The sequence below is a fragment of the Ruegeria sp. BHSB196 genome (genome assembly GCF_059613135.1).
Window position 1 is genome coordinate 1 of record NZ_JBXWRY010000078.1, and the last position, 1302, is coordinate 1302.

General features: G+C 61.9%; 1 protein-coding gene and 1 pseudogene. Both read right to left on the reverse strand.

From position 1 onward, the window contains the following. A partial coding sequence (istA, locus tag AC2FNJ_RS19965; RefSeq protein WP_496766778.1) for an IS21 family transposase occupies window positions 1-1069 on the reverse strand: 1069 nt, incomplete at its 3' end. A gap of 122 nt (window positions 1070-1191) precedes the next feature. Continuing rightward, a pseudogene (locus AC2FNJ_RS19970) lies at window positions 1192-1302 on the reverse strand (transposase); the annotation flags it as partial.

Sequence of the window (1302 nt, forward strand, 5' to 3'; positions counted from 1 at the left end):
GATGCCGAGCGATGACTTCCCCACCACTGCCGATCACCACCCGGTCGACATAGGCCCGGATCCAGACATCGCGGTGCCCGTAGGCAACCGGCACGGAATAGTCGTTGGTCTTGTAGCGCACCAACGCGAGCGAGCTGACACGGCCCGATGTCTGGTCGCAGGCTTCAAAGGAGAGTGCAGGAAGCGTCGCCATCGCGTCCAGATCGCGTTGGAGCCTCTCGCCAATCGTCTCGTTGTGCCCGCGCAGCTTGTCTGATTGCCGCTTCCGGCATTGCTCTTCGAGCCAATCGTTGAAGGCGTCCCAGGTGGGGAAGTTCGGGATCGGCACCATGAAGTTGCGCCGGGAATAACCGACCAAGCCCTCGACCGATCCTTTGTCGTTCCCCTTGCCGGGCCGCCCGTAGCGATCCCGGATCACGTAGTGGGACAGCATCTCGCTGAATAGCCGCGCACGCCTGCGGGTTCCATCCGGTTCGATCTTTGCCACCAGGCAGCGGTCGTTGTCGTAAAGGATCGACCGCGGTACGGCACCGAAGAACGCGAAGGCATGGACGTGGCCGTCCATCCAGGCTTCCGCTGTCGCCGCCGGATATGCACGGACGTAGCAGGCATCGCTGTGGGGCAGATCCAGGGCAAAGAAATGGGCCTTCTGTTCGACACCGCCGATCACCACCACCGCTTCGCCGAAATCAGCCTGGGCATGACCCGGCGTGTGCGTCAGAGGAACGAACACTTCGCGATGCCGCCGACCGTGCTCGCGGACATAGTCTTTGATGATAGTATAGCCGCCCGCAAAGCCATGCTCGTCGCGCAACCGCTCGAAGATCCGCTTGGCCGTATGCCGCTGCTTGCGTGGTCTGCCCCGGTCTTCCGAAAGCCATTGATCGATGATTCCGGTGAACCCATCCAGTTTGGGCCGCCGGATCGGCGCTGAGCGCCGATAGCCAGGCGGAACCGAAAACGCCAAAATCTTCCGAACGCTGTCACGAGATATCCCGAAATGCCGGGCCGCTTCACGCTGGCTCATGCCCTCGGCACAGGCCAGACGAACCTTGCGATACAAATCCACGGTGAAGATCCTCCCGCCCTCCCTCCGTTAAATAAGGAAGGGCAAAGGTGGACGACTTTTACGCCGCCCGCAGCAGGCTCATCCCGCCGCTACCGTGGTCGACTTTCTCACCGCCGCTCTCACCCGAACAGCCGGGACTTCCCGCCACTCGATCTTTGCTTGGGAACCAGTCCGAGCCAAGCGGCAAACTGGCGTCCGTTCTTGAAGCAGCTTCGGTCACCGATCGCCGCTAC